Source organism: Actinopolymorpha sp. B11F2 (genome assembly GCF_040195635.1).
Lineage (GTDB): Bacteria > Actinomycetota > Actinomycetes > Propionibacteriales > Actinopolymorphaceae > Thermasporomyces.
This window is the reverse complement of the sequence record NZ_JBEFTX010000005.1, coordinates 1-14,517: the sequence shown is the minus strand read 5'-3', so window position 1 is coordinate 14,517 and position 14,517 is coordinate 1. Positions and strand designations below refer to the sequence as shown.

The following is a 14,517-nucleotide window of genomic DNA, read 5'->3' as shown; positions in this document are numbered from 1 at the left end:
ATGCCGCGTCCTGTCACGTTGTTCACCGGCCAGTGGGCCGACCTGCCGTTCGAGGAGATGTGCCGGCTCTCGTCCGAGTGGGGCTACGACGGTCTCGAGATCGCCTGTTGGGGCGACCACCTGGACGTCTGGAAGGCCGCCGAGGACGACAAGTACGTCCGGGACAAGCTCGACACCCTGGAGAAGCACAACCTCAAGTTGTTCGCGATCTCCAACCACCTCAAGGGGCAGGCGGTCTGCGACGACCCGATCGACCAGCGCCACAAGGACATCCTGCCCGCCAAGATCTGGGGCGACGGCGATCCCGAGGGTGTCCGCCAGCGGGCCGCCGAGGAGATGAAGATGACCGCGCGGGCGGCCGCCCGGCTCGGCGTCGACACGGTCGTCGGGTTCACCGGCTCGTCGATCTGGAAGTACGTCGCGATGTTCCCGCCGGCGTCGGACGCGCTGATCGACGCGGGCTACCAGGACTTCGCCGACCGCTGGAACCCCATCCTCGACGTCTATGACGAGGTGGGCGTGCGCTTCGCCCACGAGGTGCACCCCAGCGAGATCGCGTACGACTACTGGACGACGGTCCGCACGCTCGAGGCGATCGGCCACCGGCCGGCGTTCGGGCTCAACTGGGACCCGAGCCACTTCGTGTGGCAGGACCTCGACCCGGTCGGGTTCATCCTCGACTTCAAGGATCGGATCTACCACGTCGACTGCAAGGACGCGAAGCGTCGCGTCGGCAACGGCCGCAACGGTCGGCTGTCCTCGCACCTGCCCTGGGGTGACCTGCGGCGCGGGTGGGACTTCGTCTCGACCGGCCGCGGCGACGTGCCGTGGGAGGACTGCTTCCGGGCGCTCAACGCGATCGGCTACGACGGACCCATCTCGGTGGAGTGGGAGGACGCGGGCATGGACCGGCTCATGGGCGCGCCCGAGTCGCTGAAGCTCGTGCGTGCGCTCTGTGACATCGAGCCGTCCGAGGCGTCCTTCGACGCCGCGTTCAGCTCCGACGGCTGAGGAAAACGTCCTGGATCCAGCCGCCGATCGCCTGCAAATGACCACGCTGAGCGGGCAATCGGTAGCCGGGACGGGTGTCGACACCCGTCCCGGCTACCGCAGCTCTGCTCAGCGTGGTCATTTGCCGTGCGCCCCCGGCGGCCCGGGCGTACCCGCCCTCGGCGGCGCACCTGACTCCGGGCGCGCGGGTGCAGCCAACGGTCTGACCCGCGCCGAGTTCACCCGCGCGACACTGGGCGTGGTCGCCAGCTTCTCCTTCTTGGTCGCGTGTGCCGGAGGGCGGGCACCCGAACGAGTCGGAGCGCGCCGCCCGTCCGCCAACGTCACCGCACGTCTTCGAGGCCAGGACGACGGGTCCGCTCCACCCGGGCGACCGGTCACTCTGCCCGGGCTGCCGTTCTCGTTCCACCGGGACGGGTACGAGTTTCACGACCTCGCGCCGGGGCAGCTCCCGCGCGGTCCGAACGTCACAGCTCCGAGGCGAGACCCTGAACCGCACGACGACCACGGCGTCCGCATGATCGAGGTCGACAACACGCTCTACGACCATCCGAACTACCAGGCGAACTTCGGCCTGGAGAACCTCGAGTCGCACCGGTTGACCGGCGAGGGCTTCTTTCTCGACCGGGCGAAGGCCCAGGGGAGGCGGCTGATCGACCGGCGGGTGGAGTCGCGCGGCGCGTGGTTCTATCCGTACACCTTCGACTTTCCGTTGCACGGCGATCCCGACGACATGGCTGTGGCGCCGTGGTACAGCGGTCTGTCGCAGGGCAAGGCACTCAGTCTGTTCTCCCGGCTGGCGAAGGTCACCGGCGAGGCGAAGTGGCGCGTGGCCGCGGACCGGACGTTCGCCAGCTTCCTCCTCCCGCCGGATCCCGCACGCGCCCCACGCGGTGGTGGTGAAAAGCCGTGGGTGGTCGCCGTCGACTCCCACCAGCTCGTGTGGCTCGTCCAGCATCCCCGGGGCGCCACCCTCGCCGACTCCGACCGGATCTTCAACGGTCACCTGTCAGGGATCTTCGGGCTGTGGGAGTACGAACGGTTGACGAGGAATCCGGCAGCACTCGCGTTGTACGACGGCGCGATCACGACCCTCCGTCGACACGTCGACGACCTGCGCGTACCGCACTGGCGGTCGACGTACTGCCTCACGCACCGCGCGGAGGCATCCAACGGCTACCACCAGCTGCACGTCGACCAGTTCGCGCAGCTGTGGTTGATGACGCGGGAGCCGCGGTTCATCCGGTTCGCCGAGCAGCTGCGCGACGACAACCCGTACCCGATCCTCGCCTCGTCCCGCACCATCGAGTTCAGGGCCGGTGAGCACGTCGGCTACGACGTCGACATCGCTACCGGGCGGATCCTGGACGAGGAGCGGGTGAGCCTGCGTACGCCAGAGACGGGCACCACGATCCGCCGGATGCGGATGAAGGGGAGCGCCGACCAGCCGGGCGGCATCTACTACCGGGTCGCGTCCGGCCCGCTCTACGACCGGTGGGTACGCGAGGATCCGGATCGTACGACGCTTCGCGGTCCCGTCGCCGAGCTGGCCTACCGGGGCGAGCGGCGGGCGCGTTTCGAGGGCGGTCGGGAGTACGTCGGCACGCGGTACGACCGGACCGGCGACGTCGTGACGACCGAGCGGGCGAGCCCTGCGAAGGACGCCGACGTCCGCATCGACCGGACGGCCTGGGTCGACGGTGCGCCAGCGGCGCACGTCACGGCGGGCCCGCTCGCCGGCACCTGGGTACCACTCGCGAACGTCCGCCTCGACTAGGGCCTAGACGGTCATCTAGGGTCTGGTCCGCGCCGAGGCGCCGCGCCAGCGCCGGGGGTTGCCAACTATCCTCCGCAGGAGGGAAATTCTCATCTGCACTCCGATGCGTGTCGTCGGTGGCGACAGGCGGGGATCGGCCGAGCCCCGTCGTACGCCGGGGCCGCAGCTGCTGGGGGGCTCATGCGGCGTCGGATGGTGCTGGTCGGTGCGCTCGTGTGCCTTGTCGGCACCGCGGCCTGTATTCCGACCGCCGCGGAGCCTGAGGTGCGCGAGCACGAAGCCCCCGCCGCCGCGCAGCCGAGGGTCACGCCGGAGCCGGTCAAGCCCGCACCGCCGACGAACAACGGCACCCGGGACCTCGCGATCGCACCGGCCAGTGACGTCGCGGCCGGGATCGCCCGCCATGACGACGGGTCGGCACCGCCGGGAGGGCCGGTGTCGCCGGCGGAGGATCCCTTCACCTACCAGCGGGACGGGTTCGCCTTCCATGACCTGAGTGGTGCGGCCGTCCCCTACGTTCCCAGGAACGAGGTGGCGAAGGACGACGACCTGCCGCGTGACGCCGACGGCGTACGCATGCACGAGGTGGCGGGCGAGTTCTACGACCACCCCAACTTCCAGGCGGGTGACGGGATCGCCAACCTCGAGTCGTATCGGCTCACCGGCGACGAGTTCTACCTCGACCGGGCACTGGTGCAGGCGCGGCACCTCGTCGAGCACCGGGTGGAGTCGCGCGGTGCGTGGTTCTATGCGTACACCTTCGATTTCCGGGTCCACGGCAACCCCGCGGAGACGATGCGGGCGCCGTGGTACAGCGGTCTTGCGCAGGGCAAGGCGCTCAGCTTCTTCAGCCGCCTCGCCGCGGTGACCGACGACGACCAGTGGCGGGAGGCCGCCGACCGGACCTTCGCGAGCTTCCTCAACCCGCCGAGCGCCACCGAGCCGTGGGTCTCGAGGGTCGACAAGTACGGCCTGCTCTGGCTGGTCGAGTATCCGCACCAGGCGACCCCGGCGAAGTCCGACCATGTCTTCAACGGCCACATGTCGGCGATCGTCGGGCTCTGGGACTACTACCGCGTGAGCAAGGAGCCCCTCGCGCTGGGAATGTACGACGGGTCGATCACGACGATGCGGCGTTACCTTCCCATCATCCGCGTCCCCGACCGTCCCTCGCTCTACTGCGTACCGCATGCGACTCCCGCGTCGGGCAGCTATCACACCCTGCACATCAGCCAGTTCGTGTTCCTGTGGCTGATGACCGGGAAGCCGGAGTTCGTTCGCATGGCCGACACGTTGCGCGACGACGCTCCGCCGCCGATCCTGGCGGAGCAGCGGGTCGTCGAGTTCCGGGCCGACGCCCTGGTGGGCTACACGTTCGACCTGCAGTCAGGCGCCGTGCTCGCCCGCGACAACGAGACGGTCCGGGTCGGGAGCACCGGCACCACGATCCGGCGGATGCGGATCGCGCACCGGGGCATCTTCTACCGGATGGCGTCGGGTCCGCTCGCCGGAAGCTGGGTGGCCGAAGGCCCGGACAGTGCGATGGTGCGCGGACCGATCGCCGAGGTCAACTACAAGGGGCTCCGGTACGCACGTCTGTTGCGCGGCCGGACCTATGTCGGCCACACGTTCAATGCCGCAGGCGACGTCGTCGACACCGACGAGGTCGTCCCGACCGACGAGACAGAGGTGTGGTTCGACAAGTCGGCCTGGGTCGATGGCGTACGAGCAGGTCACGTGGCGGTGGGCCCCCTCGCGGGCTCGTGGGTGGCGACGGCGGAGGTCGACCTCTCCTGACCGGTGGGGCCGGCCGAGGCCGAGGTCGCTCAGCCTGTCGTCGCGACGGCTGCGCGGGGCCGGGGTTGGTCATTGCTGCGCGATTATCCGCAAACGCCCAACGTAATGCTCATCAGCCGGGCAGACTGATCACGCTGGTCTTCCCCTGGGAGGAGTTGCGCCGTGCCGGTCTTCGCGCTCAAGTCAGTGGCTCACAGAGCCGACACCCCACCCCCAGAAGTCTCCGCACCACCGGGAACTTCGGATGCGGCTCCCTCGCCGGGAGCGGCACCGACGGAGGTCAATACCGGTGTCGAGGAACTTCCGGCGCTCGACGAACTCGCCGAACGCACCCCCGATCTGGTTCGCCAGTACCTCCGTGAGATCGGACGCGTACGCCTGCTCACGGCTGCGCAGGAGGTGGAGCTGTCACGCTCCATCGAGGCGGGCCTGTTCGCCGAACGTAGCCTCGTCGAGGGTGGCACCGTCGACGCCACCCCAGCCGAACTGCAGGCGCTGGTCCGGCTCGGCTGTGAGGCCAAGCGACACCTGATCGAGGCGAACCTTCGGCTGGTGGTGTCCGTCGCCAAGCGGTGTACGGGTCGAGGGCTGCCGTTGCTCGACCTGATCCAGGAGGGCAACCTCGGTCTGATCCGGGCGGTGGAGAAGTTCGACTACACCCGGGGCTACAAGTTCTCGACCTACGCCACCTGGTGGATCAGGCAAGCGATATCCCGCGCCATCGCCGACCAGTCGCGCGCGATCCGGGTGCCCGTGCACGTGGTGGATGCGATCAACCGGATCCTGCGGGCGCAGCGCACGCTGTTCCAACAGCTCGGCCGGGATCCGCTCATCGAGGAGGTCGCCGAGGCGGTCGCGCTCGATCCCGATCGCACCAGTGAGCTCCTCCGACTGGCCCGGGAACCCGTCTCGCTCCATACGCCGATCGGTGAGATGGAAGCATCCGAGCTCGGAGACCTGATCGAGGACCTCGACGCCGTCGCCCCGTTGGAGGCGGCGGCGTCGTCTCTTATGCGGGAACACATCGACCGGGCGCTCGCGCAGCTCGGCGAGCGGGAGCGCTACGTCGTACAGATGCGCTACGGCCTCACCGACGGACAGGTGCACACCCTGGAGGAGGTCGGCCGCCGCTTCGGCGTGACCCGTGAGCGGGTACGCCAGATCGAGGCGAAGACGCTCGCCAAGCTCCGCGGTGGTGGCTGGGCCCCGGGTCTGAAGGAGTATCTCGCCTGACCCAACCGCGCGTCCGGGACCGTGGGGGAGTGCCAGTACCGTGAGCGGGTGCGCCGCCGGCCTGGTCTTCCTCGCGACGTGACCGATTCCCTGCAGCTGGAGCGCGGTGAGCGGGTGCTCGCGACATCCCGTGACACCGCCGAGCGTTGGGTTGTCGGCACCGACCGCACGCTGTTCCTTCCCACGGCAGAAGGGGCATACGACCGAATTCCGTGGGAGCAGGTCGAACACGCCGAATGGGACCGTGACACCGAGGTCCTGCGGGTCACCGGGACGGCGCCGCTCGGGGAGCGTCTGCCGGTCTGGACCGTCAGCTTCGCCGAGCCCGGCTCCCGCCTGCTCTCGCTGATCCGCGAACGGATCACCGCCAGCGTCGTCGTCGATCAGCGGGTCAGCCTGCGCGGTCCGCTCGGTGTCCGGGTGATCGCCCGCCGTCCGCCAGCCAAGCTCGCGGATCTGGGTATGGCAGGAGAGCCGGCTACGGAGCTATCGGGTGCAGCCGGGCAGCCAGGCACGGCAGGGGAGCCAGGCACAGGGGGGATGGTGTGGGCACTCGCGTTCGACGAGGGGCTCGATCCGGCGGACCCGGAGATCCTGGCAGCCGCCGAGCGGGTGCTGGACGGCGTCCGTGCGGAGGTCGAGCCGTGAGCCGCACCGCGACGACCGTACGACGCCTGCTCGCGGCCGGTGTGCTCGTCGCCGGGATCACCGCGTGTGCTCCGAGCGCCATCGGCGGACTGCTGGACGCCGACCAGGCCACGCCGACGCCCAGCGGATCCGCGTCGTCGGACCGGCTCGGCCCGCGGGCTTCGGACCCACCACTCGGCACTCCCGCACCAACGCAGGCGCCCGGGCCCCAAGGTCCTTCGGCATGTCCGACCGGAGGCGGAGGCGGCGGCAACTCCAAGGTGATCTCGGCGGCGGAACCCGCGCGGGCGAACCGCGCGCGCGACAGCGCGGCACGGGCCCGGCCGTGGAAGGAGCGGCCGGTCGTCCGGCTGTGCTTCGACGTCGCCAAGAACCGCCAGGTCGTCCGCGGTACCGAGGCCGTGACCTTCACCCCTGACCGGCGTACCTGCGAGGTGATCTTCCGGGCCTGGCCCAACAAGCCGGAAACAGCTCGGTCGGGCAACCGACTCGAGGTCACCGCGGTGGCAGTCGGCGGTCGCATGGTCGAGCCGCGCGTCGAGGCCGCCGGCGCGCCTCGCGGTGCGCCGGGCACGTTGATCAGGGTGCCAGTCAAGGGCTGCGTAGCGGCCGGCCGGTCAGTCGACGTCGAGCTCGCCTTCACGCTCACCCTCGGCGCCGACGGTCCCGAACGGGTGGGCTACTCGTCGGAGGACGGCACCACCTGGCTGGCAACTGCGTACCCGCTGCTCGCCTGGGAACGCGGCCGTGGCTGGGCGACCGATCCAGCCGTGGACCTTTTTGGTGAGACGGTGACTAGCGAGCAGTTCCAGCTCGAGACGCTCGACGTCGTGGCACCGAAGGGGGACGACGTCCTCGGCACCGGCGAGCTCGTCGACACCATGCCCGCGGCCAGGGCGGGGAGTGTCGTTCACCGCTTCACCGCTGACGCTGTCCGCGACGTCACGGTCACCGTGGGGCAGTTGACCCTCGCCGAGCGGGAAGTGGACGGCGTACGCATCCACGTGGGCGCACCGGCCGAGGTGAAGACCCGGGCGACACCGCAGGAGTGGGCCGACCTGACCGCGGCGGCCGTCGCGGAGCTGTCCGGCCACCTCGGGCCCTTTCCGTACGACGATCTGTGGGTGACGATCGCGCCCGACATCCCGACCGGCATCGAGTTCCCCGGGGCAATCCAGTTCGGGAACGTGAACCCGCGCACGTACCCGCAGCTCGTTCCGCACGAGGTCGCCCACATGTGGTTCTACGGCCTGGTGGGCAACAACCAGGCGCGGGACCCGTGGCTGGACGAGGCGTTCGCCGAGTATGCGGAGGTCCTGGCCAACGGCACCGCCGGAGCCGAGACGCGGTTCGTGGTGCCGCCGCGGGTGCGGAACCGGGTCGGCGAGACGATGCGGTGGTACGCCGGTTTGGGTCAGCCGGACTACTACGGCGCGGGGGTCTACCGGCAGGGCGGCGCGATGCTGCACGAGGCGCGGCGTACGGTCGGATCTGCCACATTTGACCGGCTTCTGCGGAACTACATCGAGGCCAACGCCCACCAGATCGTCACCGACGACGACGTGGTCCGTGCCTTCTCCAGCGCTCCCGAGGTCGTCAAAATCCTGCGCGAGTACGGCGCCATATCGCGCTGAGGACCGGGCCGCGAAAGGGCCATCTGTCGGCCTGCGCCGACGGGGCGCCCGGCGGCGTGGTGGGGCGGAGCAGGGCTGCTAACCTATGCGGGGCCGGCAGTCGTCGGCGTCGCGATCCCGCGTAGCTCAATTGGCAGAGCGTCCGGCTGTTAACCGGCAGGTTACTGGTTCGAGTCCAGTCGCGGGAGCACTTCTGACCTGGGGTCATACCCCGGTCGAGACTCTCTAGAGGTCCCTCTCCGTCGCCACAATCTGTGGTCCAGCGAGGGAGCCTTTCCTTTCGGGCGTCCTCCTGGAGGGACGCCTCATGAGCCCCGTGCCGACTGCCACCGTCACTGCGCCCGCCGAGGGTCTGGGCACTGCACACTCCTGGCCGCGGCTCTCCCGCTTTCCGTCCGCCGGGCCAACGCTTTGTTACCGGGAGACGAACACTGTCACACAACTGTCATGCAACCCGCCGTGCCCGTGAGGATTTTCCCATGCACGGGAAGGCGGGCAAGCCGTCCCCAACTGGAGGGAAACACGTGAAGAACATTCGTCAGGTGGCCAGAGGCCTCGGCGTCGGCGGTGCCGCGCTCGCCCTGGTCGCGGGGGGAGCGCTGCTCGCAGGTGGAGCAGCCGTCGCGGCGGGCACCATTACGTCCGGCGACATCGCCGACCAGACCATCCAGTCGAGAGACATCGGTCCGGGTGGGGTCGGGTCCAGCGAGATTCGCGACAACGCGATCCGGCAGCATGACATCGGAGAGGCCGCGGTCGGGTCGAGCGAGATCCGCGACGGGAGGATCCTGATGCAGGATTTCGCCCCGGACACGGTAGAGCAGTTGAAGGGCGAGAAGGGCGACACCGGCGAGGCTGGTCCGGCGGGCGAGCAGGGTCCGGCCGGCGAGCAGGGTCCGGCCGGTGCCGACGGTGCGGACGGCGTGTCCAACTACGAGATTGTCGGCCGGTCGGCCGACGCCAAGGACGTCACCGACGCCGAGGGTCGAGTCACGATCACGTCGAAGTGCAGCAGCGGCGATGAGGTCGCCATCGGGGGCGGCGCGAACACCACCGGCACCGTCGTGCTCAACGCGTCGATGCCGGGCGACGTCCACCAGGTGTCCGAGCCCACCGAGACCGACCCGGCCGGACGCTGGGCGGCTGGTGGCTGGACCGTCGTGGTGAGCGGTACCGGCAACGTGCAGCCGTACATCATCTGCGCCACGATGGAGTAGGCAGCAGCACACATCGAAACGGCCCCCGCTCAGACCTGGCGGGGGCCGTTCCTATTCGTCCGTGTCATGCCGGGTCAGGTACTCCTGGAGTGCGAGCATCACCAGCCCGGCCATAGGGATACGCCGTTTCCGCGCGTACGCCTGAGCGCGACGCCACAGGGCCTGATCCTCGGCCCGTACGTACAGCCTCGTCTGACTTCCCTCGGCCACATGGAAACCCGGGACCCGTTGCGGACGGACGGGCCTTCCCCGACCGGCAAGTCCTTGCGTCAGGCGGTCGGCTGGTTCACTGCATCGCCAAGCCCGTACGCCCGTGAGAGCCGCCGTGACGACCGTGGCGACGATCGTTCCAGGCGGCGACAGACAGCGTTCGAGTTCAAGCCTTCCCACAAGCGCATCCAGCGCGTTCCGTGAACGGCCTCTGCAACCGCTGCCGACCACGAAGGTCCGACGTGTAGTCTCGCGGGAAAGCGACGCCAACCTGTCAAGGGCGGCGGAGCGGGCACGGCCGTACCCGGGGTCGAGGGAGGCAGTTGTGGGAATCCCAGATCTCGCCACCTCGGCCTTCGCGATGAAGTACGCCATCCTGGTCGACGTCGGCTATCTCTACGCCGCGGCCGGCGAGGTCCTCTTCGGCGCGCGCGAACGCCGTGAATACCGGGTCGCCGCCGACGAACTGATCCAGGTGCTGCAGAAGCACGGTGCCGAAGGGCTGCCCGGCGAACTTCTCCGCGTCTACTGGTACGACGCCGCCCATGATCGCGTACCCACCGTCGACCAGCGAGTGATCGCAGCCCTGCCGATGGTGAAGGTACGCCTCGGCAATCTCAACAAGCAGGGTCAGCAGAAGGGCGTCGACGCCCAGATCCGCAGCGACCTTGACGCGCTCGCCCGGCACGGTGCCGTCACCGACGCGGTGCTGCTCGCCGGGGACGAGGACCTCGTGTCGGCGGTCGAGGCAGCCCAGGCGTACGGCGTCCGGATCCACCTCTGGGGGGTGGAGCCGTCCTACGGCAGCAACCAGGCCGAACGACTCGTCTGGGAGTCCGACACCGTGCAGGTGCTGTCCGCCGACCTGCTCCGGCCGTACTTCCGCCAGGCGCACCCGCTGCCCCACCACGCCACCCAGCCGAGCGCGGCGCCGACGCCGGCCGAGGTGTTCGCCGCCCGAGCGCCGGCCGCGAAGTCGGTGCGTCCGCACTCACTCGGCGCCACGCTCTCCAAGCTCGGCCCCAATCCGAACACCGTGGAAGAGGTCGGCGAACACGTCGCGCAGAAGTGGATCCTCACCCGCGGCCGCGACAACATCCGCGATCTGCTGCCAGGGCCGATCCTGCCGACCGTGATCGACACCGAACTGCTCATCGAGGCGGAGAAGGAACTCGGCCACTCCCTGCGCCCCTATCCCGAGGCCAGGGTCTGGCTGCGGGACGGCTTCTGGGCGAGGGTCTACCGCGAGTTCGACATCACCGTCGGCAAGGCGACCAAGTAGCCACCCGCCGCTGTCGTCCTGAGGGAGTGGATCGGATCAGTCGGGGACCCGGAGCCGATGGAGCTCCGCACACGGAACACCCCACGCCTCCAGATGGATCACCGACGGCCGGGATGCGGGTATCGCCCGGAGGTACGTCACGGCACAGTTGGCCATGTCGTCATGGGGATAGGCGTCCGCGACATTCTTGACGAGGTACGGAAGCGCTGCCCGGAACCCGCCACCGTGGCCCACCACCAACACGACCGGCGTGTCACGGCCTCCCTGGGTCGCTGGTCGCTGCCCGACCGTCGTCGCCGCTCCCAGGAGCGCCGCGCGGAGCCGGTTGGCGAGGTTGCGGAGGTTCTCCCCGTCGGAGAACCGGCGGGACCATTCGCCTGCCGCCCAACGACGATGCACCTCGGCGTAGACGTCCCACGCCTCCTGGTCGCTGCGGCCGTCGAGAGCGCCGACATCGATCTCGCGCAGGCGTTCGTCCGTGACGATGCTGAGGTCGAGCTTGGCGGCGATCACCTGAGCCGTCTCCTGGGCGCGCCGCGACGGGGAGCTGACGATCTCGGCGTCAAAACGCCAGCTCTGATCGGCGAGGCTACGTGCGAGCTGTTCGGCCTGGTCGCGCCCGTGGTCGGTGAGCGGATGGTCGACAACCTTGTGCGACAACTGGTGGAGGGTGTTGGCCAGGTTCTCACCGTGGCGTACGTACAGGATTCGCACAGCTGCTGCGGAGGGCATGCCGATACCTCCGAAAAATCCGACTTCGAGCCGAACGGGGTCACGCGGTCGCACAGGCGTGAGGCTGGGAGAATATCTTTGTACCTACACAGGCACGGATGGCCCGGCTGCACTGCGTCCGGGAAGGATACAGCCGGTCGTCCTGGCCGCCCTCGCCGTGATCGCCGGTCCGGCCGTGGGTATTCGGGCCTCACGCCGCACCTCTCGACGGTCCCGGCGCGACTTGTGGCTAGGCTCTTCTCGCGGCAGCGGAGCGCACCGGCGCCCGCTGTGTGGAGGGGCGGTAGCTCAGCCGGTTAGAGCAGGGGACTCATAATCCCTGGGTCGCGGGTTCGAGTCCCGCCCGCCCTACCCCTTCTGACGTGGGCAGACGCCTTATCGGGCGACCTAGAGCTTGATCGCGTGACATCATTCGTGGTGCGAGTTGGCGTAGCATGCGCCGCGGATGTCGGAAGGCGCGCAGTAGAGACGGACGTACCCGAGGGTCGATCACCGAGCTGCCGTCACGCCGCTTCCGCGTCAGGGTGTACTCGGGCGTGGACCCGGTCACGAAGCGGCGGATGTATCTCACGGAGACCGTCGACACGATGGCGCACGCTCAGCGAGCACGCACTCGATTGCTCAACCAAGTGGACGAGCGGCGCAACCCGCGGACGACGGCGACGATTAGCCAGCTGATCGACCGATGGCTCGAGGTTGTCGATGTGGAGCCCAGTACTCGGCAGGGATACGAGCGGAAGATCGGCAAGCACATTCGCCCGGTTCTGGGAGGCCTGCAGGTCGGGCGACTCGACGCCGAGATCCTGGAGTCCTTCTATGCGGACCTTCACCGGTGCCGGGAGCACTGTGCGGGGCGTCGGTTCGTCGAGCCCGCTCGTAGGCTGCTGCGTCATCGGCATGCGCGCGGAGGTAGTGCGGAGTGCGACATCGCCGAGGGCACGCCGCTGGCCCGTTCTGTTCGCCGACCTCGGGACCAGGAAGTGCCCAAGACCGACAACCCCCGCGTCGCCAGGTGATGACCGGGGAGGTGCGGCGTTACGCCAGGCCCGGTGGCCAAGGTGTCGAGGCACACCGGATCTCCTGGTCGCCCAACGGCCAGTTCCTCACCTACATGCTCAGGAACCACAAGGTGTGGAACGGGGCCAGCGCCGGCGGTGCCATGCGCATTGAGCGGCTCGACGTCCACGATGGAGCGGCGACGGTGATTCCCTTCCCTCGGGCCGACGGCAGCCCCGCCGTCAGCGATGACGGCCGGGTTGGCGTCGTCGGGTTCGACTTCGCGTGGTCGGCGGTCCGAGTCTTCGTGGCCTGATTGCCTATAGGAAGTGTCTGGTGTGTGGGCCGTACACATACGGCCCACACACCAAGGCCGTTGCCTGCCGGCGTCGTCGCGGACCAGCTGGAGACGCTAGTGGCTACACCGGCGACATCGACGAATCGACCGGGAAGCTCAACAACAACCGGGTGAGATCGCTTCGCTGACGTACCTCGTTAGCGAAGCTGCGGAGTACCGGCGCGTTCCAAGTAGCCGAGCACCTACCCGGGTTCTACCCTCATAATCACGGTTATGTGGGCATCACGGGAGGCGACCCCGGGCTGATCCTCCCGCCGGCGGCCACGGGCAGGCCGCTACGGCTCGTCAACGACCAGGACCGGTTGTCTCGATGGGTCGCCGTGTTGTCCGGTTGGGGAACGGCAACCGTGGACATCTGAGGTGCCCACACCGGCGACAGTGCGGGATATCCGCAAGGGATCCGCATCTGCGACGGCTGATCATCAGCGCGGGCCGTCGGCGTTCGGGCTGTAAGCCGCGTCCGTGGCGGCTCGGCTTGGAGCAGCAGGTATCGGCACCGCCGCACCACGATCGCGGCGCGCCGGCCTGGGATCACGGGACCGGGAAGTCCCCGGGGGCTCCTTCTCCGGTGGAGCCGTCGACTGCTTCGCGGAGCAGGTCGGCGTGCCCGGTATGACGGGCGTACTCCTCGATCATGTCGGCCAGCAACCGCCGGAGGTTCATCCCGTCGTGTGTTGGCTGATCGAGCCCGCCGTTGGACAGCGCCTCGGCCAGGGATTCTCTGGAACGGTGTACGGCATCGTTCCACAGCGCGCGCAGTGCCTGCGGGGTGTCATCGGCTGCAGTACGCCAGGCCCAGTCGTCCCAGTCGACCTCGAGGTCGAGCCCGTCGAACGGCGCCATGGGCGCCCTTCCCGCCAGCCGGTGTTGGAAGTAGAGCTCTTCAACCCAGGCCAGGTGTTTGAGCAGACCGCCCAAGGTCACCGACGACGGGCCGAGCCGCAGGGCCATCCCAGTTGCGTCGAGGTCGGCACATTTCCACGCGAACGTGCGCCGGTTCCGTTCGAGGGTTATCAGGGCAGTGTCGACCTCATCGCCGTGCATGAAACGCTCGACGTCCCACTTTGGCGGCTCGCCGGCCGTAAAGCCGGGTGCACTCGTCATGTCCGCCCTCCTAGGTTCAGACGACCAGGTCGCGCATCAGCACCTGGATCGGGACAGCCAAAGCTCACATGTTGGGAACGTACGATAGCCATGCCGGCATCGTAGAACCGGTTCCGGACGATGTACGTCCGCATTGCATACCCGCGCTCGCGAATCCATAGCACGATCCCTGTGACCGGACGGCGAATGGAGCGGGCTGGGCGCGCCAGAGCTGAGCCTCGTGGCGGCAGTCACATCATCGTAGGGCTGATGTCGCCACCGAACGCGTTCGTGCTCTAGAGCACGGACGCCCGTCACGCAGCTGGAGACCCTCACCGACGTAGCCGTCCGTTAGCGGAAGGTTAACCGTCGACACCTTGGGGAGCACGACGGCGACCATGCGGGTGTCCGCAAGGGAGTGTGTCACGAACACGGAGAGGGGTTCGATGTAGGTAGAGCTTCTTGATGTGGTGCTGCGCGGGAGATGAGGGTTGTGGCCCCTCGGTGTCGCCCTGCGGGGGGAGGCATCAAACCGCCCA

General features: G+C 68.7%; 13 protein-coding genes and 2 tRNA genes. 13 read left to right on the top strand and 2 right to left on the bottom strand.

Going from position 1 to position 14,517, the window contains the following annotated elements:
- The 9 genes from ABN034_RS10990 to ABN034_RS10950 all read left to right on the top strand — a co-directional run bounded on the left by ABN034_RS10990 (position 1) and on the right by ABN034_RS10950 (position 10,809).
- Complete coding sequence (locus ABN034_RS10990; RefSeq protein WP_349327697.1) at positions 1-1,011, top strand: sugar phosphate isomerase/epimerase family protein; 1,011 nt, start codon at positions 1-3, stop codon at positions 1,009-1,011.
- Between the two features lie 37 nt (positions 1,012-1,048).
- A complete protein-coding gene (locus ABN034_RS10985; protein ID WP_349690892.1) occupies positions 1,049-2,788 on the top strand; it encodes a D-glucuronyl C5-epimerase family protein in 1,740 nt (579 codons plus the stop codon).
- 180 nt (positions 2,789-2,968) lie between these two features.
- Positions 2,969-4,585, top strand: a complete 1,617-nt coding sequence (locus ABN034_RS10980; protein WP_349690891.1) for a D-glucuronyl C5-epimerase family protein — start codon at positions 2,969-2,971, stop codon at positions 4,583-4,585.
- Positions 4,586-4,747: 162 nt separating this feature from the next.
- Positions 4,748-5,818, top strand: a complete 1,071-nt coding sequence (locus ABN034_RS10975; protein WP_349690890.1) for an RNA polymerase sigma factor — start codon at positions 4,748-4,750, stop codon at positions 5,816-5,818.
- Between the two features lie 78 nt (positions 5,819-5,896).
- Positions 5,897-6,466 (top strand): hypothetical protein, encoded by a 570-nt coding sequence (locus tag ABN034_RS10970; protein WP_349690889.1) that lies wholly within the window; start codon positions 5,897-5,899, stop codon positions 6,464-6,466.
- A complete protein-coding gene (locus tag ABN034_RS10965) occupies positions 6,463-8,100 on the top strand; it encodes a M1 family aminopeptidase (protein ID WP_349690888.1) in 1,638 nt (545 codons plus the stop codon). The genes ABN034_RS10970 and ABN034_RS10965 overlap by 4 nt, the downstream gene beginning before the upstream one ends.
- A gap of 115 nt (positions 8,101-8,215) precedes the next feature.
- Positions 8,216-8,288, top strand: a tRNA-Asn gene (locus tag ABN034_RS10960).
- Positions 8,289-8,624: 336 nt separating this feature from the next.
- Positions 8,625-9,317 (top strand): hypothetical protein, encoded by a 693-nt coding sequence (locus ABN034_RS10955; protein WP_349327703.1) that lies wholly within the window; start codon positions 8,625-8,627, stop codon positions 9,315-9,317.
- A 535-nt stretch (positions 9,318-9,852) separates the two neighbouring features.
- Positions 9,853-10,809: an NYN domain-containing protein gene (locus ABN034_RS10950; RefSeq protein WP_349690887.1), complete on the top strand. Its 957-nt coding sequence runs from the start codon at positions 9,853-9,855 to the stop codon at positions 10,807-10,809.
- A gap of 36 nt (positions 10,810-10,845) precedes the next feature.
- On the opposite strand, the gene ABN034_RS10945 is transcribed toward ABN034_RS10950, so the two are convergent.
- Positions 10,846-11,541 carry a histidine phosphatase family protein gene (locus ABN034_RS10945; RefSeq protein WP_349690886.1) on the bottom strand — a complete coding sequence of 232 codons (696 nt, stop codon included), beginning with the start codon at positions 11,539-11,541 and terminating at the stop codon, positions 10,846-10,848.
- Between the two features lie 277 nt (positions 11,542-11,818).
- Here ABN034_RS10945 and ABN034_RS10940 point away from each other — a divergent pair.
- From ABN034_RS10940 to ABN034_RS10925, 4 genes are all read left to right on the top strand, one after another.
- A tRNA-Ile gene (locus ABN034_RS10940) sits at positions 11,819-11,892 on the top strand.
- A 185-nt stretch (positions 11,893-12,077) separates the two neighbouring features.
- The gene (locus ABN034_RS10935) at positions 12,078-12,557 is read left to right on the top strand and encodes a tyrosine-type recombinase/integrase (RefSeq protein ID WP_349690885.1); all 480 of its coding nucleotides are present in this window, start codon (positions 12,078-12,080) and stop codon (positions 12,555-12,557) included.
- The gene (locus ABN034_RS10930) at positions 12,557-12,853 is read left to right on the top strand and encodes a hypothetical protein (protein ID WP_349690884.1); all 297 of its coding nucleotides are present in this window, start codon (positions 12,557-12,559) and stop codon (positions 12,851-12,853) included. Before ABN034_RS10935 ends, ABN034_RS10930 begins: the two co-directional genes overlap by 1 nt.
- A gap of 257 nt (positions 12,854-13,110) precedes the next feature.
- On the top strand, positions 13,111-13,254 hold the full coding sequence (locus ABN034_RS10925; protein ID WP_349690883.1) for a hypothetical protein: 144 nt from the start codon (positions 13,111-13,113) through the stop codon (positions 13,252-13,254).
- Positions 13,255-13,426: 172 nt separating this feature from the next.
- On the opposite strand, the gene ABN034_RS10920 is transcribed toward ABN034_RS10925, so the two are convergent.
- Entirely contained in the window at positions 13,427-13,999 is a 573-nt protein-coding gene (locus ABN034_RS10920) for a mycothiol transferase (protein WP_349690882.1), read from the bottom strand.
- Positions 14,000-14,517: the final 518 nt, after the last annotated feature.